This window comes from Pseudoxanthomonas mexicana, assembly GCF_010093385.1.
Lineage (GTDB): Bacteria > Pseudomonadota > Gammaproteobacteria > Xanthomonadales > Xanthomonadaceae > Pseudoxanthomonas_A > Pseudoxanthomonas_A mexicana.
The window spans coordinates 25,138-46,561 of sequence record NZ_PDWV01000031.1 but is presented as its reverse complement, the minus strand read 5'-3'; the positions used below and the strand labels follow the sequence as shown (position 1 = coordinate 46,561).

Annotated in this window: 18 protein-coding genes; 9 read left to right on the top strand and 9 right to left on the bottom strand. The window is 69.4% G+C overall.

Annotation, left to right across the window (positions count from 1 at the left end):
* The first annotated feature begins 45 nt into the window (after positions 1–45).
* The 6 genes from dnaE to CSC76_RS12100 all read left to right on the top strand — a co-directional run bounded on the left by dnaE (position 46) and on the right by CSC76_RS12100 (position 7,603).
* Positions 46–3,603: a DNA polymerase III subunit alpha gene (gene dnaE, locus CSC76_RS12125; protein WP_162110268.1), complete on the top strand. Its 3,558-nt coding sequence runs from the start codon at positions 46–48 to the stop codon at positions 3,601–3,603.
* Positions 3,604–3,700: 97 nt separating this feature from the next.
* Positions 3,701–4,660, top strand: coding sequence for an acetyl-CoA carboxylase carboxyltransferase subunit alpha (locus CSC76_RS12120; protein ID WP_162110267.1), 960 nt, complete (start codon positions 3,701–3,703; stop codon positions 4,658–4,660).
* 126 nt (positions 4,661–4,786) lie between these two features.
* Positions 4,787–4,975, top strand: coding sequence for a hypothetical protein (locus CSC76_RS12115; RefSeq protein ID WP_162110266.1), 189 nt, complete (start codon positions 4,787–4,789; stop codon positions 4,973–4,975).
* 152 nt (positions 4,976–5,127) lie between these two features.
* Positions 5,128–6,426: a tRNA lysidine(34) synthetase TilS gene (gene tilS / locus CSC76_RS12110; protein WP_162110265.1), complete on the top strand. Its 1,299-nt coding sequence runs from the start codon at positions 5,128–5,130 to the stop codon at positions 6,424–6,426.
* Positions 6,427–6,474: 48 nt separating this feature from the next.
* Positions 6,475–6,735 (top strand): exodeoxyribonuclease VII small subunit, encoded by a 261-nt coding sequence (locus tag CSC76_RS12105; protein WP_162110264.1) that lies wholly within the window; start codon positions 6,475–6,477, stop codon positions 6,733–6,735.
* Positions 6,725–7,603, top strand: a complete 879-nt coding sequence (locus CSC76_RS12100; RefSeq protein WP_162110263.1) for a polyprenyl synthetase family protein — start codon at positions 6,725–6,727, stop codon at positions 7,601–7,603. The genes CSC76_RS12105 and CSC76_RS12100 overlap by 11 nt, the downstream gene beginning before the upstream one ends.
* 57 nt (positions 7,604–7,660) lie before the next feature.
* Here CSC76_RS12100 and CSC76_RS12095 read toward each other — a convergent pair whose 3' ends face one another.
* Entirely contained in the window at positions 7,661–8,038 is a 378-nt protein-coding gene (locus CSC76_RS12095) for a DUF4870 domain-containing protein (protein WP_162110262.1), read from the bottom strand.
* A 117-nt stretch (positions 8,039–8,155) separates the two neighbouring features.
* Positions 8,156–9,514: a metalloprotease PmbA gene (gene pmbA / locus CSC76_RS12090; RefSeq protein ID WP_162110261.1), complete on the bottom strand. Its 1,359-nt coding sequence runs from the start codon at positions 9,512–9,514 to the stop codon at positions 8,156–8,158.
* 98 nt (positions 9,515–9,612) lie between these two features.
* On the opposite strand from pmbA, the gene yjgA reads away from it, so the two are divergent.
* Positions 9,613–10,164, top strand: coding sequence for a ribosome biogenesis factor YjgA (yjgA, locus tag CSC76_RS12085; protein WP_162110260.1), 552 nt, complete (start codon positions 9,613–9,615; stop codon positions 10,162–10,164).
* A 162-nt stretch (positions 10,165–10,326) separates the two neighbouring features.
* Here yjgA and tldD read toward each other — a convergent pair whose 3' ends face one another.
* The 4 genes from tldD to CSC76_RS12065 form a co-directional block, all read right to left on the bottom strand.
* On the bottom strand, positions 10,327–11,769 hold the full coding sequence (gene tldD, locus CSC76_RS12080; protein WP_162110259.1) for a metalloprotease TldD: 1,443 nt from the start codon (positions 11,767–11,769) through the stop codon (positions 10,327–10,329).
* 59 nt (positions 11,770–11,828) lie between these two features.
* Positions 11,829–15,695 (bottom strand): YhdP family protein, encoded by a 3,867-nt coding sequence (locus CSC76_RS12075; protein ID WP_162110258.1) that lies wholly within the window; start codon positions 15,693–15,695, stop codon positions 11,829–11,831.
* Between the two features lie 108 nt (positions 15,696–15,803).
* Positions 15,804–17,291, bottom strand: coding sequence for a ribonuclease G (gene rng, locus CSC76_RS12070; protein ID WP_162110257.1), 1,488 nt, complete (start codon positions 17,289–17,291; stop codon positions 15,804–15,806).
* A gap of 11 nt (positions 17,292–17,302) precedes the next feature.
* Entirely contained in the window at positions 17,303–17,899 is a 597-nt protein-coding gene (locus CSC76_RS12065; RefSeq protein WP_162110271.1) for a Maf family protein, read from the bottom strand.
* Between the two features lie 161 nt (positions 17,900–18,060).
* Between CSC76_RS12065 and CSC76_RS12060 the strand changes: the two genes are divergently transcribed.
* Both CSC76_RS12060 and CSC76_RS12055 read left to right on the top strand, forming a co-directional pair.
* Positions 18,061–18,804 carry an SIMPL domain-containing protein gene (locus CSC76_RS12060; RefSeq protein ID WP_162110256.1) on the top strand — a complete coding sequence of 248 codons (744 nt, stop codon included), beginning with the start codon at positions 18,061–18,063 and terminating at the stop codon, positions 18,802–18,804.
* A gap of 201 nt (positions 18,805–19,005) precedes the next feature.
* Positions 19,006–19,677, top strand: coding sequence for an energy transducer TonB (locus tag CSC76_RS12055; protein ID WP_162110255.1), 672 nt, complete (start codon positions 19,006–19,008; stop codon positions 19,675–19,677).
* A 73-nt stretch (positions 19,678–19,750) separates the two neighbouring features.
* On the opposite strand, the gene rlmH is transcribed toward CSC76_RS12055, so the two are convergent.
* The 3 genes from rlmH to nadD all read right to left on the bottom strand — a co-directional run bounded on the left by rlmH (position 19,751) and on the right by nadD (position 21,417).
* Entirely contained in the window at positions 19,751–20,221 is a 471-nt protein-coding gene (rlmH, locus tag CSC76_RS12050) for a 23S rRNA (pseudouridine(1915)-N(3))-methyltransferase RlmH (protein ID WP_162110254.1), read from the bottom strand.
* Positions 20,222–20,291: 70 nt separating this feature from the next.
* Positions 20,292–20,708, bottom strand: a complete 417-nt coding sequence (rsfS, locus tag CSC76_RS12045) for a ribosome silencing factor (protein WP_162110253.1) — start codon at positions 20,706–20,708, stop codon at positions 20,292–20,294.
* A 31-nt stretch (positions 20,709–20,739) separates the two neighbouring features.
* Positions 20,740–21,417, bottom strand: coding sequence for a nicotinate-nucleotide adenylyltransferase (nadD, locus tag CSC76_RS12040; protein WP_162110252.1), 678 nt, complete (start codon positions 21,415–21,417; stop codon positions 20,740–20,742).
* Positions 21,418–21,424: the final 7 nt, after the last annotated feature.

The window sequence follows — 21,424 nt, the reverse complement described above, 5'->3', positions numbered from 1 at the left end:
CCCCACCCCCGCCGGTACGCTGCCCTGACAGCACTCCGAGCCGGCATGTCTTCCCGTTTCGTCCACCTCCACCTGCACACCGAGTTTTCGCTTGCGGATTCGATCATCCGCGTGCCCGAAAAGCCGGACCACGCCGACCCGAAGAAGGCCAAGCAGGCCAACCTGTTGAGCCGGGCGGTGGAAATGGGCATGCCCGCGCTGGCGGTCACCGACCGCAACAACCTGTTCGCGCTGGTGAAGTTCTACAAGGCCGCCGAGGGCGTGGGCATCAAGCCCATCGCCGGCGCCGACGTGATGGTCGCCGAAGGCGGCGAAGCGCCATGGCCGGTGACCCTGCTGTGCCGCGACCGCGAAGGCTACCTCTCACTGTCGCGGCTGCTCTCGCGCGCATGGATGGAAGGCCCCCGCACCGACGGCGTCGCCATCGAGCCGGAATGGCTGCGCGCCGATCACCAGGGCCTGTTCGCCATCATCGGCCGGCAGAGCCTGGCCGGCCGCCTGGCGCTGACCGGCCGCCACGACCTGGCCGAACAGCACCTGGCCGACTGGCAGCGTACGTTCGGCGAGGACCTGCACCTTGAACTGACGCGCACACAGCGCGATGGCGAGGAGGCGTTCAATGCCTTCGCCCTGCATGCCGCAGGCACCCGCGGCATGCCGGTGATCGCCAGCAACGACGTGCGCTTCCTGTCGCCGGACGATTTCGACGCGCACGAAGCGCGCGTGTGCATCGCGTCCGGCCGCGTGCTGGACGACCCCAAGCGCCCTCGCGAATACAGCGCCGAGCAGTACATGAAGTCGGCCGAGCAGATGGCCGAACTGTTCGCCGACGTGCCGGACGCCATCGACAACACGCGGGCGCTGGCGCAGCGCTGCAACATCGAGATGCGGCTGGGTACGTACTTCCTGCCCGCGTATCCCGTGCCCGACGACGAAACGCTGGACAGCTGGATCCGCCGCCAGTCGCACGACGGCCTGAAGGCGCGTCTGGAGAAGAATCCGCTGGCGCCCGGCCATACGCGGGAGGACTACGAGAAGCGGCTGGATTTCGAGCTGGACACCATCTGCAAGATGGGCTTCCCCGGCTACTTCCTGATCGTGGCCGACTTCATCCAGTGGGGAAAGAACCACGGCATCCCGATCGGCCCGGGCCGCGGCTCCGGCGCCGGCTCGCTGGTGGCATGGGCGCTGCAGATCACCGACCTGGACCCGCTGCCGTACGGCCTGCTGTTCGAACGCTTCCTCAACCCGGAACGCGTGTCGATGCCCGACTTCGACATCGACTTCTGCATGGACCGGCGTGACGAGGTGATCGACTACGTCGCGCGCAAGTACGGCCGCGACCGCGTCAGCCAGATCATCACCTACGGCACCATGGCGGCCAAGGCGGTGGTGCGCGATGCCGGCCGCGTGCTCGGCTTCCCGTACGGCCTGGTCGACGGCGTGGCCAAGCTCATCCCCAATATCCTGGGCGTGTCGCTGAAGGACGCGATGGGCGAGGGCAGCAGCGAGGCAGCGTCGCAGGAACTGATCGACCGTTACCGCGACGAGGACGACGTCCGTGACCTGATCGACCTGGCGCGGCAGTTGGAAGACCTCACCCGCAACGCCGGCAAGCACGCCGGCGGCGTGGTGATCGCGCCGTCGCCGCTGTCGGACTTCTGCCCGCTGTTCGCCGAACACGACGAAGGCGGGCGCGGCAAGAACCCGGTCACCCAGTTCGACAAGGACGACGTGGAAGCCGTCGGCCTGGTGAAGTTCGACTTCCTGGGCCTGCGCACGCTGACGATCATCGACTGGGCGGTGAAGGCGATCAACGCGCGGCATGCGCGCGCCGGGCTGCCGCCGCTCGACATCGCCGCCATTCCCCTGGACGACGCCAGCGTCTACCGCGACGTGTTCGCCAACGGCAACACGGGCTCGGTGTTCCAGTTCGAATCCTCGGGCATGCGCCGCGCGCTGAAGGAAGCCAAGCCCGATCGTTTCGAAGACCTGATCGCGCTGAACGCGCTGTACCGCCCCGGCCCGATGGACATGATCCCGTCGTTCGTCGAGCGCAAGCACGGCCGCGAAGAATTCGAATACCCCGACCCGCGCACGCGGACCATGCTGGAAGAGACCTACGGCATCATGGTCTACCAGGAGCAGGTCATGCAGATGGCGCAGATCGTCGGCGGCTACTCGCTGGGCGGCGCGGACCTGCTGCGCCGCGCGATGGGCAAGAAGGTGCCGGCCGAAATGGCCAAGCACCGCGAGATCTTCCGCGAGGGCGCGGCCAAGGGCGGCGTGGACCAGCGCAAGGCCGACGAGATCTTCGACCTGATGGAGAAGTTCGCCGGCTACGGCTTCAACAAGTCGCACGCCGCCGCGTACTCGCTGGTCGCCTACCAGACCGCGTGGCTGAAGAAGCACTACCCATCCGAGTTCATGGCCGCCACGCTGTCCTCGGACATGGACAAGACCGAGAAGGTGGTCGGCTTCCTCGACGAAGCGCGCGGGCTGGGCCTGAACGTGCGGCCGCCGGACGTGAACCATTCGGACTTCATGTTCGTGGCCACCGATGCCGGCACCATCCGCTACGGCCTGGGCGCGGTGAAGGGCGTGGGCCAGGGCGTGTGCGAGAGCATCGTCGAGGCGCGGCGCGAGGGAGGCGAGTTCCGCGACCTGTTCGATTTCTGCAAGCGCGTCGATTCGTCCAAGCTCAACAAGCGTGCGCTGGAAGCGCTGATCAACGCGGGCGCGTTGGACGCACTGGGCCGCAACCGCGCCTCGCTGGCGCTGCAGTTGCCCGAAGTGCTGAAGGCCATCGACCAGATCAGCAAGAACCGCAACGCCGGCATCGTCGACATGTTCGGCTCCAGCAGCGGGGGCGACGACATCCACGTCGACCTGCCGGTGACGGACGAATGGCCGCTGATGCAGAAGCTGCACGGCGAACGCGAGACGCTGGGCCACTACCTCAGCGGCCACCCGATGGACCCGTACCGCGACGACCTGCGCTCGCTGGTCGGCAGCGACCTGAGCGAGCTGGACCGCATCTGGTCCAGCTCATCCGGCGGCGACAAGAAGGGCTGGCGCCCGGAGGTCAACGCGATCGTCGCCGGCCAGGTGGTGGGCATCCGGCGGAAGGGCGACAGCCAGGTGTTCGTGCAGCTGGAGGACGGACGCGGGCGTATCGAGTGCAGCGCGTTCTCCGACGCGCTGTCCGAGTTCGGTGCGCTGTTGACGCGCGACCGCGTGCTGGTCATCAAGGGCGGCCTGAGCGAGGACGAGTTCAGTGGCGGCTACAGCCTGCGCATCCGCCAGGTGTGGGACTACGCGCAGCTGTGCCAGCAGCACGCGCAACGCCTGCAACTGCGTCTGGACCTGCGCGTGCCGGGCCTGTGGGAACGCGTGGACGCCCTGCTGTCGCGGCACCGTCCCGGCGGCACGCCGCTGCGCCTGGACCTGCTGATGGGCGCTGGTGACGGCGTGATCGCCGGCATGCTGGACCTCAACGGCCAGAAGGCGGTGCGCGTGGATGCCGAACTGCTGGACGCTCTGCGCGCCATGCCCGGCGTGCGTACCGCCAAGCCGGCCTTCTACCGGCCCTGGGCGAACTGACGCCGCCACGTGCACGGCGTCACGGCCCTACCCCCCCGTACGTGACCGTCGGGGTGCTTCGGCTACACTTTCCCCCTTTCCGGCCCACGGCCCGCAGATGAATCCGAACTACCTCGACTTCGAACAACCCATCGCCGACCTGGAAGCCAAGATCCAGGACCTGCGCGCCGCCAGCACCGGGCCTGCGGTGAATGTCGATGCCGAGGTGCACGCCCTACAGGACAAGCTGCGCATCCGCACGGCGCAGATCTTCCGCGACCTGACGCCCTGGCAGGTCTCGCAGCTGGCCCGCCACCCGGCGCGCCCGTACACGCTGGACTACATCAAGGTCTTCTGCGACGAGTTCCAGGAACTGGCAGGCGACCGTGCCTTCGCCGACGACAGCGCCATCGTCGGTGGCCTGGGCCGCATCGACGGCCGCAGCGTGATGATCATCGGCCACCAGAAGGGCCGCGACACCAAGAGCAAGATCGCGCGCAACTTCGGCATGCCGCGTCCGGAGGGTTACCGCAAGGCGCTGCGCCTGATGAAGATGGCCGAGCGCTTCAAACTGCCGCTGCTGACCTTCATCGACACCCCCGGTGCGTATCCCGGCGTGGGCGCGGAAGAGCGCGGCCAGTCCGAAGCCATCGCCCGCAACCTGATGGAAATGGCGGAACTGAAGATCCCGATCATCTGCACGGTGATCGGCGAAGGCGGCAGCGGCGGCGCGCTGGCCATCGGCGTCGGCGACCGCACGCTGATGCTGGAGTACGGCACGTACTCGGTGATCTCGCCGGAAGGCTGCGCGTCGATCCTGTGGAAGGACGCCGCCAAGGCCAAGGACGCCGCCGAACAGCTGGGCCTGACCGCCAAGCGCCTGCATGGGCTGGGCCTGGTCGACAAGGTGGTGCGCGAGCCCATCGGCGGCGCCCACCGCAACCCGCGCCAGATGGCGGTGCGCCTGAAGGCCGTGCTGCTCAACGAACTGGATGCGCTGGAACGGCTCCCGGTCGAACAACTTCTGCAGAAGCGCTACGCGCGCCTGCGCGGTTACGGCGCGTACGAAGCGGCCTGAGCCCGGGCAGCGAGCGCCCGGACCGTCGGCGACGGACGGTTGACCACGATCAAGGCTGGCGCGCGCGCCGTGCGCGATGATGTACGCAGGCCGGCCCCTCGTCGGCCATGCATGCGGGAGAGTGGGATGGACCTGCTGTCGTTGCCCTGGTGGATGCTGCCGACGGTCCTGTTCGTGCTGCCCGTGATCGTGGCGCTGGGGGTGAACCGCTGGCGCTTCCATCGCGCGGGCGTCAGCCAGCACCTGGTGCTGGGTCTGTTCGTCGGCGCGTGCTGGACCGCCGCCCTGATCGTCATCCTGCAACAGGTCAGGTAGAGCGTCGCGCGCGGCACGGCCCGCGCGATGCGGCCGACGCATCGTTCCGTTCGCCGGAATCGGCTTCCGAAGCAAGGCAGCCCGGGGCGCAGGCGTGGCCACGATGATGGACCGAGGCTGCGTGCCGGCGGCTTCATCGCTAGCATGCGCGGATGCGCCCCCCGTCCCCGTCCCTGCCCCTGCTGCCCGCCGCCACGGAAGGACGCGTGTGGGTGGCGTTGAGCGGCGGACGCGATTCGACCGTCCTGCTGCATCGCCTGGCGCAGGATCCTGATCTGCAGCGCCGCGGACTGGGCGCCGTCCACGTGCACCATGGCCTGCAACCTGAAGCCGACGCCTGGGTGGCGCACTGTGCCGCTGCCTGTGCGGCGCTGGATGTCCCGCTGCAGGTGCGCCATGTACGGGTGGATGCCACCCGGGGCGAAGGTCCTGAAGCGGCGGCACGGCATGCCCGGCGCGAGGCGTTCGCCGCCGTCATGGCGCCCGGCGATATCCTGGCCACGGCCCACCATCTGGAAGACCAGGCGGAGACCTTCCTGCTGCGCGCCCTGCGCGCCTCCGGCCCCGACGGGCTGGCGGGGATGCGGCCCTGGCGCCGCTTCGGCCCCGGATGGCAATGGCGGCCGCTGCTGCGCACGCCGCGCGACGCATTGCAGGCCTATGCCCTGGCACACGGACTGCGCTGGGTCGAAGACCCCAGCAACGCCCGCACCGACGCAGACCGCAATTTCCTCCGCCACGACATCCTGCCCCGCCTGCGGCTGCGCTGGCCGCAGGCGGATGCGGCGTTCGCGCGCAGCGCGACGCTCAGCGCGGAGGCCGCCGACCTGCTGGCGCGCCAGGATGACCGTCTGCTCGCGGAAGCGGCCGCCGCCGACCCGGCCGCGCTGGCCATCGCCCCGCTGCGCGAGGTCGCACCCGCACAGCGCGCGCGTGTACTGCGCAGATGGATCGAGCGGCTGTCGCTGCCGCCGCTGCCGGCCGAAGGGGTGGCACGCATCGAAACGCACCTGCTGGATGCGCGGGCCGATGCGCAGGCGGAATTCGTCTGGCAGGGTGCAGTGGTGCGTCGATGGCGCGGGCTCCTGCATGCCGAGCGCAGGCGCGGCATCCTGCCCGCGGACTGGCATGCCGACTGGGACGGGACGGTCCCGCTCGCAGTGCCGGAGGGTGGCAGCCTGTCGCTGGAGGGCGGCGATCACCGGTTCGATACGCCCTTGCGGGTAGGTGCGCGCCGCGGCGGCGAGCGCATCGCCCTGCCCGGCAGGTCCCACCATCACGCCCTGAAGGACGTGCTGCAGACGCTCGGCATCCCGCCCTGGGAGCGCCGCCAGCTTCCGCTGCTCTGGCGTGGCGACATGCTGTGGGCAGCGGGCGATCTCGTCCTGTCGGCCGACGCCGACACCTGGTTGCGGACGCACGGTGCGCGACTGGTGTGGCAGCGCGGCTGAGCCTGCCCTGCGTTTGACCTGACCGCGCCCGATCCCCACACTTGCCGCATGGCCAAGAAGACCCCCGCAGACGCCTCGCCCGTCGCCCATTTCGAGCAGTCGCTGGACGAACTCGAACAACTGGTCGAGAAGATGGAACACGGCGACCTGAGCCTGGAAGCCTCGTTGGCCGCCTACGAACGCGGAGTCGGCCTGTATCGCCAGTGCCAGGCCGCGCTCGAACAGGCGGAACTGCGCGTGCGCCTGCTCAGCGATCCGGAACAGCCGGAGAACGGCGACGCCTTCGCGCCCGCGCCCGATGGCCGCTGATCCGCGTTTCGCCGCCTGGGCGGCAGCGCTGGAAGGCCATCTGGATCGGGCGCTGCCACCGGCCGACACCGCCCCGCGACGCCTGCATGCCGCCATGCGCCACGCCGTGCTCGGCGGCGGCAAGCGCATGCGCGCCCTGCTGGTCTACGCCGGCGGCACGCTGCTGCAGGCGGATGAGGCCACGCTGCATGCGCCGGCCATCGCGATCGAGCTGATCCATGCCTATTCGCTGGTGCACGACGACCTGCCGGCGATGGACGACGACGATCTGCGCCGCGGCAAGCCCACGGTGCACATCGCCTTCGACGAAGCCACCGCCATCCTCGCCGGCGACGCGTTGCAGACGCGCGCGTTCGAGGTACTGGCCTCGGCTACGGTCGCGGCGACCCTGCGGGTGGACTGGCTCGGCACGCTGGCGCAGGCCTCCGGTGCCGCCGGCATGTGCGGCGGCCAGGCGCTGGACATCGATGCCACCGGGTCGCGGCAGACACTGGACGACCTGCAGCGGATGCACGCCCTGAAGACCGGCGCCCTGATCCGCGCGGCCGTGCGCATGGGCGCGCTGGCCGGCGCAGCCGATGCCGCCACGCTCGCGCGGCTGGACGATTTCGCCACGGCGTTGGGGCTGGCGTTCCAGGTGCGCGACGACATCCTCGACATCGAGGCCAGTTCCGAACAGTTGGGCAAGACCGCCGGCAAGGATGTGGCGCAGGCCAAGTCGACCTATCCGGCCCTGCTGGGCATGGACGGCGCGAAGGCGAAACTCGCCGAACTGGATGCCCTCATGCGCGAGGCGCTGGCCCCGTACGGCGGCGGTGCCGATGCGCTGCGCGCGCTCGGCGAGCTGGCGATCCATCGCGCGCACTGAGCGAGGGCATGAAAAAAGCCCGGCATTGCCGGGCTTTTTGTTCCCCACAGTGATCGCTTACTTGATCAGGCGCAGGGCGAACGGATAACGGTAGGACTCGCCGTTGTTGGCCTTGATGCCGGCGATGATGCACAGCACCAGGTTGGCGATGCCGACCAGCGGCATCAGCAGCAGGCCGATCAGCACGAAGGCCAGGATCCACGAGATGACGATGGCGATGAACACCGTGATCTGGAAGTTCAGCGCTTCCTTGGACTGGTCCACGACGAAGCCCTTGGATGCATCGTCCTTGCTGACCAGCCAGATGATCAGCGCGCCGATCGGGCCGGTGACGATGCCCAGCAGGTGCGCCAGCAGCGACATGGTGCGCTGGTCCTGGGGCGCCTCGCCTGCGGTCGGCGGCGGCGGTGCGGTGACGTTGTCGAATTCGCTCATCTAGGTGATTCCCCTAAGTGGTGGGTGGGCGGTCGAGTGCGGCGATCCCCCGCAGCACTCCGCATGCCAAGCATAACGGGTAACCGCGCCGACGGCGGCCACGGAACCCGCTTTCGCCTATTCGCCCGCCACGGTCATGCGGCCGACAAGGACGGAGCCCACGCCGACATGGGAGCGGCGATCCACATCGCGGCCCACCGCCTCGATGCCCGCGAAGATCGTCTTGAGGTTGCCGGCGATGGTGATGCCGTCCACCGGGTAAGCGATCACACCCTGCTCCACCCAGAACCCCGCCGCACCGCGCGAATAGTCGCCGGTCACACTGTTCACGCCCTGCCCCATCAGCTCGGTGACCAGCAGGCCGGTGCGCATGCCCGCCAGCAGGTCGGCGAAACCGCCCGCGTTCGCCTTCACCTGCAGGTTGTGCACGCCGCCGGCGTTACCGGTGGTCTGCAGGCCGAGCTTGCGCGCCGAGTAACTGCCCAGCACGTAGCGCTCCAGCACGCCATCGCGGATGAGGTGGGAGCGCTTCGTCGCCACGCCCTCGGCATCGAACGCGGCCGAACGCAGGCCATGCGGCAGCAGCGGCAGTTCCTCGATGGCGAACCAGTCGGGAAAGATGCGCTGGCCCACATGATCCAGCAGGAAGCTGGCCTTCCGGTACAGCGCGCCGCCGGAGACCGCGCCCAGCAGGTGGCCGACCAGCGAACGCGCGACCTCCGCCGAGAACAGGACGGGATACTCGCCGGTGGCGAGCGAGCGCGGCTGCAGGCGCGCCACCGTGCGTTCGGCGGCCTTGCGGCCGATGGCCACCGGATCTTCCAGTTCCTGGTGCGACAGGGCGGTGCTGTACCAGCCGTCGCGCTGCATGGCATCGCCCTGCCCGGCGATCAGCGCGCAGCCGATCGTGTGCTGGGTGTCGCGCTCGCGGCCGATGAAGCCGTGCGAATTGGCGTACACCGACAGGCTTTCGCCGCTGCCGATGGAAGCGCCGTCGGAGTTCTCGATGCGCGCGTCGGCGTCGCGGCCGGCCGCTTCGCAGGCCAGCGCCAGATCGACGGCGCGGTCCATGTCCAGCGCCCAGGGATGCCAGACATCCAGATCCGGGAACTCTCGCGCCATCAGCGCGGCATCGGCCAGCCCGGCGGCCTCGTCGTCCTCGGTGAAACGCGCGATGGCGCAGGCCTGTTCCACCGTGGCCTCCAGGCTCTCCTCGCGCAGGTAGGCGGTACTGGCGCTGCCCTTGCGCTTGCCGAAGTAGACGGTCACGCCGATGCCGCGGTCGCGGGTGGCCTCCACCGTCTCCACGTCGCCCAGGCGCACGTTGACGTTGAGGCCGGTTTCCTCGCTGCAGCTCACCTCGGCCTGGGTGGCACCGTGGGCCCGCGCGCGGTCCAGCAGGCGCTGCGACAGCGCCTCCAGGCGTTCGAGCCGGGCCAGGCTGTCGGCAGGGGAAGTCAGGGCGGTGGCGTTCAATGCTTTATCCTTGTATCCAGTGATCCGCGCACGGGCGACGGATCGGCATTCGATCAGGCTTCCACGGCGCACCGCGGAAGCGACAGAGAGGCTTCACCATGCGCGGACGCGACCCCGAAACCGGCGAATTCTATAGCCCCAGCCGCACCCAGCAGCGGATCGAGGCGCTGGAGATCCGCAGCCTGGCCGAGAAGCTGGTGGCGCTTCCCGCCGCGCAGCTGGCGCGCCTGCCGATTCCCCAGGAGCTGATGCCGCACATCGTGGAAACGCAGCGCATCACCTCGCACATCGCGCACAAGCGCCAGTTGCAGTTCCTCGCCAAGCAGATGCGGCGCGAGGAAGATGAAGTGCTGGAGGCGATCCGCGACGCGATGGACGAGGGCGGCGAAGCCGCGCGTCGCGAAACCGCCCTGCTGCACCAGGCCGAACAGTGGCGCGACCGTCTGCCGGCCGATGGCGACGACGCGCTGGCCGCGCTGCTGGAGGAATTCCCCACGGCCGACCGGCAGAAGCTTCGCCAGCTGGTCCGCAACGCCACCGACGAACGCGCGAAGAACAAGCCGCCGCGTGCGTTCCGCGACCTGTTCCGCGAAGTGCGTGAGCTGCTGGCCTCGACGGACACGCAGGACGACGAAGCCGCCGCCGAGTAGCCCCTCTCCCGTCGGCGACCGAAGGAAATCCCTGCGGGAGAGAGGGGTTGGGGTGAGGGGCGACGAAAGTCGAGACGCATCAAACATCGTGACTCCGCTCGCCCCTCATCCGGCGCTTCGCGCCACCTTCTCCCGAAGGGAGAAGGTACAGACAGGCAGGCTTCACGCCTTCGTCCCGCCCACCGTCAGCCCTTCGATCAGCAGCGACGGCTGGCCCACGCCCACCGGCACGCTCTGGCCGTCCTTGCCGCAGATGCCGACGCCCTGGTCCAGCGCCAGGTCATGGCCGACCATCTTCACCTTCTGCATCGTCTCCGGCCCGTTGCCGATCAGGGTGGCGCCCTTCACCGGCGCGGTGATGCGGCCGTCTTCGATCAGGTAGGCCTCGGTCGCGGAGAACACGTACTTGCCGCTGGTGATGTCGACCTGGCCGCCGCCGAAATTGACCGCGTACAGGCCCTTCTTCACCGAGCGGATCATGTCTTCCGGATCGTCCTGTCCGGCCTGCATGTAGGTGTTGGTCATGCGCGGCATCGGCAGGGGCGCGAACGATTCGCGACGGCCATTGCCGGTAGGCGCCACGCCCATCAGGCGCGCGTTGTGGGTGTCCTGCATGTAGCCCACCAGCACGCCATCCTCGATCAGCATGGGGCAGTTCGTCGGCGTGCCTTCGTCGTCGATGTTGAGCGAACCGCGGCGACCGGGCAGCGTGCCGTCGTCGACGATGGTGACGCCCTTGGATGCGACCTGCTGCCCGATGCGGCCCGCATACACACTGGTGCCCTTGCGGTTGAAGTCGCCCTCCAGCCCGTGGCCGACGGCTTCGTGCAGCAGCACGCCGGGCCAGCCGCTGCCCAGCACCACCGGCATCACGCCGGCCGGCGCATCGATCGCCTCCAGGTTCACCAGCGCCTGGCGCAGCGCTTCGCGCGCGAGGTCTTCCGGCTTGCCGTCGGCGAACAGTTCCGCATAGCCGTAGCGGCCGCCCATGCCGGCATAACCGGATTCGCGACGACCGTTCTGTTCCACGATGACCTGCACGTTCAGGCGCACCAGCGGGCGCACGTCGGACGCCAGCACGCCGTCGCTGCGCGCCACCAGCACCGTGTCGATGCCGCCGGACAGGCTGACGGTCACCTGCTGCACGCGTGGATCGGCGGCGCGCAGGAAGCGATCCACCGCACGCAGCGCCTCGACCTTGGCCTCGTTGCCCATCGCATCGATGGGATCGTCGCCGGCGTACAGTGCGTGGCCGCCGCTGCGCACCAGCGCGCGCGGCGCGTGCGCCGCACCGTCGCGGGCGATGGCGCGCGCCGATTTCGCCGCGTCCAGGAGGGCCTGCGCGTTGATGTCGTCGGAATAGGCGAAGCCGGTCTTCTCGCCGGAGATCGCGCGCACGCCCACACCCTGCTCAATGGAATGCGCGCCGTCCTTGACGATGCCGTCCTCGACCGTCCAGCTTTCGCGACGCGCATGCTGGAAATACAAGTCGCCGAAGTCGATGCCCGGCCCCAGCAGCGTGCCGAAGGCGCGGTCGAGACCGGACGGATCCAGGCCGGCGGGCAGGAGGAGACGAGTTTCGGCGAGCGGGATCGGCAGGGTCATGTCTTCACCATGGGGGCGGAAGGCGGCCGCGACAAGCGCGGGCGCCCACGCGCGGGATGTCAGGGAGCGCCGGCGCTGTCGGCGCTGTCGGCGCGGTCGGCGCTGTCGGCGCTGTCGGCGCGGTCGTGCTGGCGGACGCGCGACTGTTCGCGCCCCACCCCCTCGACCTTGGGCGATTTCCACGGGCCGGTGACCCGGTAGGTCTTGGCACCCATTTCGGCCAGTGGCTTCTTCAGCACCGCATTGGCCACGGCACCCACCGCCGCGCCGATGGGACCACCGGCCACCGCGCCGACGGCGGTCAGCACGTTGGCGGATTTCGGCTTCACGTCGACCATCTGGTCGAACTGCTCGCTGCGCAGGTCGGTGTCACCGCGGATCAGGATCTCGGCCGCGGGTCCGTCGATCACCAGGTTCTCGCTGCGCGCCAGCCCGCCCGTGATGCGGAGGTCGCCATCGATGCGGTTGAACGCGAATCCCTTCGAGAAGAAATCACTGAAGTCGAGCATCAACCGACGCCGCACTTCCGCCACGCTCAGCAGGCCCAACACGCGGCCCGCGCCGGGCTCGACTTCCAGCAGGTGGCCATCGCGCGCGGCCAGCTTGACGCTGCCTTCCAGCGACGCGAGGCGGAAGGCGGTGGGGCTGCCCGGCCAGGCGGCCTGGGCGGTGATCTGGCCGTGGCCGCCGCCGACGCGGTCGCCCAGTCCCAGATCGTCCATCAGCACGCCGAAGTTCTCGCTCTTCACCTCGGCGGCGAAACGGGTGCGGGCCGCTGCCCCCATGCCGGTCCACTGCCCGCTCACGTCGATATGCTGGCCCGGCGAACGCAACTGCAGCTGGTCGACATGCATGCCGTCGGACTGCTGGCGCGTGCGCAGCTTGGCCGCGCCCAGTCGCGCGTCGCCGAAACGCAGGTCTTCGATGTCCAGCGACAGCGGCGGGATGTCCGCCGGGTTGAGATCGTCGGTAGCGCCGCGTGCGGACGCGACGGCAGCGCCGCTGTCGGTCGCGGACGCCTTGCGCCAGTGCACGCGCGCCAGCTTGCCGGCGATCGCCGCGCCCTTCGCGTCGGGGACCAGCAGCGCGCCGGACAGCGCTTCGCCATCCAGCGACACCGCCAGCGCCTGCTGCGCGGGTGCCAGCTGCAGGCGCGTATCGGGGAACACCGAGCCGATCATCAGCAGACGCTCGGCGGTGACGTCGATGTGGCGCAACGGCAGCGATCCCCCTTCGCCACCGCCCTTGGCCAGCGCCACCCACTCCATCGCGTCCAGCGTGCCGGCACGGCCGGTCGCGATCAGGCCGGACGCCGGAGCGGCGTCCTTGACTTCATGGCTGCCCAGCACGACGCGCACGCCGGTCTGGCCGTTGCTGTCGCGTGCGCGCAAGGCGAGCAGGTCCCCGAACGCCACGTCGATCTGCCCGCTGCCCATCGGCAGCGGCGCGCGAACGGTGGTTTTCAGCGGCGAACCCGGCGCCTTGCGCAGCGGCGCCGGCAGGCTCATCGCGGTGCCCACCAGGTCGGAGGTGAGGTTGAGCTGCGTCGGCGCCTCAGGCTTGCCCGTCGACGCGCGCGGAATGTTCACGCCCACCGTCCACGACGAACGTCCGTCCATGTAAGGCTTCAGCCACGCCATCTCGGGTGCGCGATCCAGCAGGCGATCGGCATCGACGACGGCGGACAGGTCCGCCTCGAACGCCTGGTTACGGTCGCGCGTGCCGCTGCCGGCGCGCAATCCGAGCACGCCCGCCTGTCCGTCGTGCACCACCTGCAACGGCCCCGACGCGAAGCCGCCATCATCGTACTTCGCCTTGCCCCGCACGTTCTCGAACACCAGGTCCCAGCGTTTCTCCGCCAGCTGCGCACCCTTCAGGTCCACGGTACCGGCGAGCTTGCGGCGTGCCTGTGCGTCGGCGTGCAGCGGCTGCAGCAGGTCGAAGGTCGCCGCCACCGGCCCCTTCGCCTGCAGGTGGTCCAGCGTATCGGCGTAGGTCTTGTGCAGCGGACTCTGCCGCAACATCGCCAGCAGCTTGCCGGCATCGGTGTCCGTGCGCGCGGTGATCTTCAGGTCGCCCTCGCCGAAATCGGCGATGCCGGCTTCGAACGCCGGCACCGCGACGTCCGCCAGCATGCCGCGCGCCTTTAGCAGGAAGCCGTTGCCGATGAAGGCGATGTCGCCATGCACCTGCTCCACCTGCGGCCAGTCGTGCTGGAACTTGAACTGCCCGTCCTCGATCCGCGCCACCGCTTCGAAGCGGCCGTTCTGGCGCGTGAACGGCCAGTCGTCGAGATCGCCGGTGACGATGGCGCGTCCATCGCGCACGGTGCCGCCGACCAGCGCGCCGTTCAGCCAGTCGACCGCGGCCTTGGACATCTTGTGGTGGATCCAGAAGCCCTTCGCCGCCGGCACCGGCGCGTCGTCGAGATCGGCGGCCAGATCGATCCACGGCCGCGTGCCATCCCCCTGGAACCACAGGCCACCGCGCACGTCGGCGCCGTAGTCCTTGCCCTGCACCTTCAGCGCCGAGGTACCCACGCGCCAGCCCTGGCCGTCGCGCCAGCCCAGGACATCGCCCTGCAGCCTGACGTCGTGGACCACGGCGAAACCGCTGGGCCAGTCGAAGCGCATGCGCGAAGCCGGATCGAGCTTCAGGCGGAAACCCGACGCATCGCCGTCGAAGTCGCCCGCCAGTCCGCTGAGTCCCGGCGCATCGCCGACCGGTGCGAACGAGATGTCACGCAGCGTGCCTTCGCCCTGCATCGCGCCGTCACGGCGCCCCATCAGTGCGAGCCGTGCCAGCCGCGCGCCCGGCTTGGCCTGCACCAGCCAGCGGCGCAGGCCGGGTTCGACCCTGTCGCTCAATCCCAGCCCCGCGAACAGCGGGGCCGCGTCCACTTCATCCGCCAGCACCGCATAGCGCGCACCGCCGGCCAGCACCAGGCCATCGAGAGTCTGTACCGCCGGAGCGCTGCCGACGCGCAGGCGCGGCGCATCGAGGCGCCAGCCACCGTTCACCAGTCGCCAGCGCATGCGACCTTCCAGTTGATCGAACGCCACACGGGTCGGCGCGGCGGATGCAGGCAATGGCGCGCCGCGCAGACCGACCTGGCGCAACTGCGCATCCGCCGTCACCAGTACCACGCGATGCCGGCGCAGCTCCGTCCATGCGCGCACGCGGCCATTGCCGCGTTCGGCCACCACACCGGCGTAGCGCAGCAGCGGAGACCACGCTCCGATGTCCTCGGCTGCCACATCCAGATACGCACGGCCGTCGCCTGCCCGGCGGTCGAAATCGATGGCGACGTTGAGCGGCGCGGCATCCTTGCGGATCCAGGCGCGCGTGCCCGCGCGCACGCGGTCGCCCTGCACGCGCAGGCGCAGGTCGATGTCGGGCACCTGGATATCCCACCCCAGCGACGGCGCGACGATGGCCAGGCGCCCGTCGATCACCTGCAGCTCGCCCAGGCCTTCCAGACTGGACAGCGGATCGTCGTCCGCCCGCTGCTGGCCGGGCAGGCCTCGCACGGACCATGCGCCGTCATCGCCGCGCTGCAACGTCAGGGCCAGCCCGCGCAGGCGCAGTTCGGTGAAGGAACGCCCCGGCAACAAGCCGCCATACATCGACACCAGCACCTCGGCCTGGCCGATGCGCACGCCGCTTTCGCCGGCTCCCAGCCGCAGGCCATCCAGCTGCAGCAGCGGACCACGGCGCGTCCACTGGGTCTTCACGGCATCGAAGGCCACCGGGCGGCCTGCGCGTTCGCTGAGCCAGGCCGCGATGCGGTCCGGATGGCGTTCGGCCAGCGGCAACACCTGGCTGGCGATCCCGAGCACCACGGCCATGCACACCAGCACGACCGCGGCGCCGTAGACGGCACCCCGACGGGCCAGGCGCAGGCGGCGGCGCAGCGGTGTGGGCATCAGCTCGCTGCGCTCGCCGGGATTCGGGAGTCGGCATTCGGGATTCGGGAAAGCAGGCCCCGGGATCCACCTTCACGAATCCCGAATGCCGAATCTCCCATCCCGGCCTTACAGCAGCACGACATCGAACTGCTCCTGCAGGTACTGGTCGTCGGCCTGGAAGCGGATCGACTTGCCCAGGAACTCTTCCAGCTCCGCCACCGCCGTCGATTCCTCGTCGGTGATGCGGGCGACCACCTTCGGCGAGGCGATCACCAGCAGGCGCGCCGCCTCGAACTGGCGCACGGCGCGGGTGATCTCGCGGAAGATCTCGTAGGTGACGGTTTCGGTGGTCTTGATGCTGCCGCGCCCGCTGCATTCCGGACACGGTTCGGACAGCTGGCGGGCCAGGCTCTCCACCGTGCGCTTGCGCGTCATCTCCACCAGGCCCAGCGGCGAGAACTCGTACACCGTGGTCTTGGCATGGTCCTTCGCCAGCGACTTCTCCAGCGTGCGCAACACCTGGCGGCGATGCTCGGGATCGTCCATGTCGATGAAGTCGATGATGATGATGCCGCCCAGGTTGCGCAGCCGCAGCTGGCGCGCGACCGCCTGCGCCGCTTCCAGGTTGGTACGGAAGACGGTTTCCTCGAGGTTGCGCTGGCCGAGGAACGAACCGGTGTTCACGTCGACCGTGGTCATCGCCTCGGTCTGGTCGATCACCAGGTAACCGCCCGACTTCAGGGGCACCTGCTTGTCCAGCGCGCGGCCGATCTCGTCCTCCACCCCGTACAGGTCCAAGATGGGGCGCTCGCCCGAATACAGTTCGATGCGCTCGGCCAGCACCGGCATGTACTTGGCGACGAAGGCCTGCAGCCGCTCGTGGGTTTCCTTGGAATCGACCTTCACCTTGTCCACGTCCTTGCGGATGAGGTCACGCACCGCGCGCAGCGGCAGGCTGAGGTCTTCATACAGAATGCTGCACGAGGGCGATTCGCGCCCGCGGCGTTCGACCACGTTCCAGACGCGCGACAGGTAGGCGATGTCCTCGGCCAGCGCCTCGACCGGCTGGCCCTCGGCGTTGGTGCGGATGATGTAGCCGTGGCCGCCGTGCAGGCCGGCCAGTTCGGTGACGGTCTGCTTCAGGCGATGACGCTCGGCTTCGTCCTCGATCCGTGCGGACACGCCGATCACCTTGGACTGCGGCAGCAGCACCAGGTAGCGCGAGGGTATGCTGATCTGCGTGGTCAGCCGCGCGCCCTTGCTGCCGATCGGGTCCTTCACCACCTGCACCACGATGTCCTGCCCGTCGCGCAACAGGTCCATGATCGGCGCGGGGGGCGGCGTGGGCAGGGCGGCCTCTTCGCCATCGACCACGGCGTCCGGCGAGGAACGCACGATGTCGTTGGCGTGCAGGAAGGCGGCGCGCTCCAGTCCGACTTCGACGAACGCGGCCTGCATGCCCGGCATCACCCGCTGCACCTTGCCCTTATAGATGTTGCCCACCACGCCGCGGCGCCAGCCGCGTTCGATGTGCAGTTCCTGCAGCATGCCGTTCTCGATCACCGCCACGCGGGTCTCGCGCGGGGTGACGTTGACCAGGATCTCTTCCGACATGGGGTCCTTCCTCAGGCTGACGCGGTGGCGGCGGTTGCCGTTGGATGGATGCCGAAGCCGCGCAGCAGCTTCGCCGTCTCGTGCAGGGGCAGACCCATCACGGCCGAGTAGCTGCCGGCCAGGCGGGTGACGAACTGCTCGGCGCGCCCCTGGATGCCATACGCCCCGGCCTTGCCCATCGCCTCTCCGCTGGCGACGTAGGCTGCGATGTCGGCCTCGTCCAGGTCGGCGAAGGTGACGTCGGTGACCACCAGCGCCTGCGCCTCGCGCCCGGCGCTCACCACCGAGACGGCGGACACCGCCTGGTGGGTGCGGCCGGACAGGCGGCGCAGCATGGCGGCGGCCTCCGCTTCGTCGGCCGGCTTGCCGAACACCTCGTCCTCCAGGATGACTTCAGTGTCGGCGCCCAGCACCACCGCGCCGGGGGTGGCCATGACCTTCAGCAACCCGGCACCGGCCTTTTCCCGGGCGACGCGGCGCACGTAGTCGATGGCCGGTTCGCCGGGCTGGCGCTGTTCGGGGATGTCCAGGTCGATCCGGCCGAACGACAGCCCCAGGCGGGTCAGCAGTTCGGCACGGCGGGGGGATTGGGAGGCCAGATAGAGCATCACGGAAGAATAACCCGCGGCGCCTGACTGAATGACCGCTGATGCCGGCCGCATCCCGGTAACCCTGCCGCAGATCACGGCCCGTTCATGTCATCGTGAACACCCTTGCGCGTCGACGACGACCGGGTGTCCCGCCATCCGAACCACGAAAAGGAGATCCCATGCGCCTGCCCCTGATCCGCCCCCTGCTGCTCGCCCTGACCCTGTCCCTGGGAACCACCGCCGCCATGACCAGCCACGCCCAGACCTCCCCTGCCTACGCCATCCCCTCCGACGGGACCCTGCTCAACGTGTCGGCGCAGGCCGAGGCCTCGCGCGTGCCCGACATCGCCACGATCTCCGCCGGCGTGGTCACCCAGGCCGTGGACGGCAACACCGCCATGCGCCAGAACAGCGAGCAGATGGCGAAGGTGGTCGCGGCCATCAAGGCTGCCGGCATCGCCGACAAGGACGTGCAGACCAGCGGGATCAGCCTCAATCCGCAGTACCGCTACGCCGAGAACGAAGCCCCCAAGATCACCGGCTACCAGGCCAACAACACGGTCAGCGTGAAGGTCCGCGACATCGCCAAGCTGGGCAAGGTGCTGGACGCGCTGGCCGGCGTGGGCGCCAACCAGATCAACGGCCCGAGCTTCGAGATCGACAACCCGGAGCCGGTCTATGACGAGGCCCGCCTGGCCGCGCTGAAGAAGGCCCAGGGCCGTGCCGAGACCTATGCGAAGTCGCTGGGCCTGAAGGTGCGCCGGATCGTCAGCATCTCCGAGGGCAATGGCGGCTTCCGTCCGGTCCCGATGATGGCGATGGCCAAGATGGAAGCCCGCGACGCCAGCGGCGCGCCGCCGGTCTCGCCGGGCGAAACCACGGTCTCGGTCAACCTGGACGTGGTGTTCGAACTGGGCAAGTGATCCCTGTCACGCGACGACCCAGACGGCGCCCTCCGGGGCGCCGTTTTCGTTGGCGGCCGGCCATCCCGGACTACGCCCAAGGTCGAAGCCCTCCCCTCTTGCAGCCAACGTGCGGGGGAGTACAGTCTGGACTTGCGGCGCCAGGACGTTGCAACCCCACTCCTCGCGGCCGAGCGTTGTTCCGTTCACAGCCCTCAGGAGGTGGATCATGGTTCGCGCACTACCCCACGGTTCCGACCCCGCATCGACAGCGGCCGCATCGCGGCCCTCGCCGCCGCCATCGCGGTCCATGCGATCGCGTTGCTGATGCTGCTGATGCCGATGGCGGCCCCGCCGATCAAGCCGGTGGCCCTCGACGCTCCCAAGGATCCCATCTTCCAGATCTACGAGAAGAAGGTTCTCCCCGATCCCGTACCCGTGATCGAGGAGCGCAAGATCGTCCCCGAAAAGAAGCCTGACGTGATCCAGAAGCGGGTCGATGTCGTGACGCCGGTGGCGGATACCCCCGTGATCGTCGAAGGGGGCAGCGAGCCCGTCATCGAGCAGTCCATGGTCGACACCGGCGCCATCACGAGTCCGGCCCTGGGTGGCCCGCTGCCTTCGGCGACGCTGGAGTATGTCCGTGCGACTTCACCGCGCTATCCGATCAACGAGCTGCGCAACGGCGTGCAGGGCACGGTGCTGCTGCGCGTGCTGGTGGACGTGGATGGCACGCCCGTCAGCGTGACCGTCGAGAGCAGCAGCGGCAACCGCAACCTGGACAAGGCGGCGCTCCAGCACGTACTGAAGACCTGGCGTTTCAAGCCCGCCATGCAGGACGGACAGGCAGTGCAGGCCTACGGCCTGGTGCCGATCGCCTTCAGCCTGCAGTGATGCGGGCCGCATGAACGAAGAAGCCCGCCGGATGGCGGGCTTTTTCTTGGGGTTCCGACAATGCACCACCGCATCAGGCGCGGTGATAGGGATGGTTCGCCAGCATCGCCGCCGCGCGATATACCTGTTCGGCCACCACCAGCCGCACCAGCATGTGCGGCAGCGTCAGCGGGCTGAGCGACCATTTCTCGTGCGCCGCGGCGACCACGTCGGGCGCATGGCCTTCCGGCCCGCCGATCAGCAGGGCGATATCGCGCCCCAGCGTGCGCCAGTGCTCCAACCGCTGTGCGAGCTGTTCCGACGAATACGGCTTGCCGGTGACCTCCAGCGCGACGACATGGGCGTTCTTCGGCAGTGCCGCCAGCACGCGCTTGCCTTCGTCGTCGATCGCACGCTGCGGATCGCGGCCCTTGCCGCGCAGGCCCGGCTCGATCTCGACCAGTTCGAACGGCAGCCAGTGCGACAACCGCTTCTGGTACTCGGCGAATCCCTGGGCGACCCATGACGGCGCACGCTCGCCGGTGGCGATGAGACGGCATTTCATGAAGGCATGATAGCCGCCTGCAAACGACGAAGGCGCCCGAGGGGCGCCTTCGCACGGAAACGACAGGGTCTCAGAGACGCGATTCGTCCGCGGTCTCGACGTCCTCTGGCGGCTGGTCGCCCACCGTCCACAGGCGCTCGAGCGCATAGAACTCGCGCACGCGCGGCAGCATGACGTGGACGATGACGTCGCCCAGGTCCACCAGCACCCATTCGGCCTCGCGCTCGCCTTCCACGCCCAGCGGCATGACGTCCAGCTTCTTGGCGAACTTCACCACTTCGTCGGCGATCGACTTCACGTGGCGCGTCGAGGTGCCCGAGGCGATGACCAGGTAGTCGGCAACGCTGGACTTGCCGCGCACGTCGATCTCGACGACGTCCTTGGCTTTCAGTTCCTGCACGGCCGCATGGACGTTGGCGAGCAGGTCCGGCAGGGCCGGCGGCGGGCTGGGGAGGCGGGTCTTGATGACGTGGGCTTGGCTGGACAAAGGCTTGGTGGCTCTGGAGATACGGGACGGATTATAGCGGACCGTGCGTCGCGGCCCGGTCAAGGTAGAGCCTTTCGTCGGCGATCGCCGTGGCGACGCGGGCCGGCACCAGGTGGCGCCAGGGCTCACCGGTAGAGATCCGGCGCCGGATGTCGGTGGCCGATTCGGGCTGCAACGGGTGGTCCAGCCGGTACACCAGGCCGGCGGGGGCCCTGCCCCGCGCCTCGGCCTCGGAGGTCCCGCGCGAGGCCAGCGCATCGGCCAGATCGGGCAGCAGGCCGGCATCCAAGAGGTTGCCGGGCCGGTCCGCCACCACGAAATGGGCCAGGCCGAACAGCGCCCGCCATTCGTGCCATCCCGGCAGTCCCAGCAGGCTGTCGGCCCCGATCAGCAGGGCCAGGGGGGCTGCGTCGCCCAGCTCCACGCGCAGTTCGCGCAGCGTGTCCACCGTGTACGACCGCGACCCCGGCAGCCGTGCGGCCCGGCGCAGTTCGCGCCGATCCACGCACAGGCCCTCCTCGCCCTGTACCGCGAGATCGAGCAGGTGCGCGCGCTGCGCCGCGCTCGCGCCCGGTGGCGCGCGGTGCGGGGGGTCTGCGGCCGGCATCAGGCGCACGGTCACGCACAGCGCGTCGCGCGCCGCGCGCGCGATGGCCAGGTGTCCGTTGTGGATGGGGTCGAACGTGCCGCCGTAGAAGAGCCGCAGCATCGCGCGT

Excerpts from the sequence above, each read along its gene's own strand:
- dnaE (WP_162110268.1), top strand. The coding sequence starts at position 46 with ATGTCTTCCCGTTTCGTCCACCTCCACCTGCACACCGAGTTTTCGCTT.
- CSC76_RS12095 (WP_162110262.1), bottom strand. The coding sequence starts at position 8,038 with ATGAGCGAATTCGACAACGTCACCGCACCGCCGCCGCCGACCGCAGGC.
- yjgA (WP_162110260.1), top strand. The coding sequence starts at position 9,613 with ATGCGCGGACGCGACCCCGAAACCGGCGAATTCTATAGCCCCAGCCGC.
- CSC76_RS12100 (WP_162110263.1), top strand. The coding sequence starts at position 6,725 with ATGGCCGCTGATCCGCGTTTCGCCGCCTGGGCGGCAGCGCTGGAAGGC.
- rng (WP_162110257.1), bottom strand. The coding sequence starts at position 17,291 with ATGTCGGAAGAGATCCTGGTCAACGTCACCCCGCGCGAGACCCGCGTG.
- CSC76_RS12075 (WP_162110258.1), bottom strand. The coding sequence starts at position 15,695 with ATGCCCACACCGCTGCGCCGCCGCCTGCGCCTGGCCCGTCGGGGTGCC.
- tldD (WP_162110259.1), bottom strand. The coding sequence starts at position 11,769 with ATGACCCTGCCGATCCCGCTCGCCGAAACTCGTCTCCTCCTGCCCGCC.
- CSC76_RS12115 (WP_162110266.1), top strand. The coding sequence starts at position 4,787 with ATGGACCTGCTGTCGTTGCCCTGGTGGATGCTGCCGACGGTCCTGTTC.
- nadD (WP_162110252.1), bottom strand. The coding sequence starts at position 21,417 with ATGCTGCGGCTCTTCTACGGCGGCACGTTCGACCCCATCCACAACGGA.
- rlmH (WP_162110254.1), bottom strand. The coding sequence starts at position 20,221 with ATGAAATGCCGTCTCATCGCCACCGGCGAGCGTGCGCCGTCATGGGTC.
- CSC76_RS12060 (WP_162110256.1), top strand. The coding sequence starts at position 18,061 with ATGCGCCTGCCCCTGATCCGCCCCCTGCTGCTCGCCCTGACCCTGTCC.
- CSC76_RS12120 (WP_162110267.1), top strand. The coding sequence starts at position 3,701 with ATGAATCCGAACTACCTCGACTTCGAACAACCCATCGCCGACCTGGAA.
- CSC76_RS12065 (WP_162110271.1), bottom strand. The coding sequence starts at position 17,899 with ATGCTCTATCTGGCCTCCCAATCCCCCCGCCGTGCCGAACTGCTGACC.
- CSC76_RS12105 (WP_162110264.1), top strand. The coding sequence starts at position 6,475 with ATGGCCAAGAAGACCCCCGCAGACGCCTCGCCCGTCGCCCATTTCGAG.
- tilS (WP_162110265.1), top strand. The coding sequence starts at position 5,128 with ATGCGCCCCCCGTCCCCGTCCCTGCCCCTGCTGCCCGCCGCCACGGAA.